At 66.3% G+C, this 1260-nt stretch carries 1 protein-coding gene; it reads left to right on the top strand.

Annotation, left to right across the window (positions count from 1 at the left end; all coding sequences use genetic code 11):
• Positions 1 to 40: 40 nt before the first annotated feature.
• The coding region (locus ACWDRB_RS67850; protein WP_449912916.1) for an IS256 family transposase at positions 41 to 1260 on the top strand (1220 nt) is incomplete at its 3' end.

Below are 1260 nucleotides of genomic sequence, written 5' to 3'. Positions count from 1 at the left end.
CGGTCACTGGTGTAACTCCTGATCAAGGAGAACGCACCTGATGAGTACTGTGATCCAGGCATCGACGGAGATCGACCTGGAGGACACCAGCGTGGCGCGTGAGCAGCCCAAGGCCGCCAAGACGAAGGAATCGGACCGGGAGTTGGTGGCCCGGCTGGTCGATCAGGCCCGCGCCGAGGGCGTGGAGCTGGTGGGCGAGAACGGGCTGCTGGGCCGGCTGACCAAGCTGGTGCTGGAGTCCGCGCTGGAAGGGGAGATCACCGACCATCTCGGCTACGACAAGCACGAACGCGGTGCTAGCGAGACGGGCAACAGTCGCAACGGCGCGCGCTCGAAGACCGTCATCACCGACGTCGGGCCGGTGGAGATCACCGTGCCGCGGGATCGGGACGGTAGCTTCGAGCCGAAGATCGTGCGCAAGCGGCAGCGGCGGCTGTCCGGTGTGGATGAGATGGTCATCTCGCTGGCCGCCAAGGGCTTGACCACCGGGGAGATCTCCGCCCACCTGGCTGAGGTCTACGGCGCCGAGGTGTCCAGGCAGACCATCTCCACCATCACCGACAAGGTGCTGGACGGCATGGCCGAATGGCAGAACCGGCCGCTCGACCCGATCTACCCGGTCCTGTTCGTCGATGCGATCCATGTGAAGCTGCGCGAGGGCCAGGTCGCCAACCGGCCGATCTACGTGGCGATGGCGGTCACCGTGGACGGTGAGCGCGACATCCTCGGGCTGTGGGCCGGCGACGGCGGTGAGGGAGCGAAATTCTGGCTGCACGTGCTGACCGAGATCAAGAACCGCGGCGTCGCCGATGCGTTGATGGTGGTCTGTGACGGGCTCAAAGGCCTGCCGCAGGCCATCGAGACCGTCTGGCCCCAAGCGGTCGTCCAAACATGCGTGGTGCACTTGCTGCGTGCCTCGTTCCGGTACGCGGCCCGCCAGCACTGGGACGCCATCGCCAAGGCGCTCAAGCCGGTTTACACCGCCCCGACCGAGGCGGCCGCGCTCGAGCGCTTCCTGGAGTTCGCCGAGACCTGGGGCGGAAGGTATCCGGCGATCGTGAAGTTGTGGGAGGACGCCTGGGCCGAGTTCGTGCCCTTCCTGAACTTCGACACCGAGATCCGCCGGGTGATCTGCTCAACCAACGCCATCGAGTCGGTCAACGCGCGGATCCGGCGGGCGGTCAAGGCTCGCGGGCATTTTCCGAACGAGCAGGCCGCGCTCAAGTGCGTCTACATGGCGATCATGAGCCTGGACCCGAC

Source organism: Nonomuraea sp. NPDC003707 (genome assembly GCF_053587055.1).
Note: the sequence above shows the minus strand (reverse complement) of the source record. Positions and strands in the feature narration are given on the sequence as shown.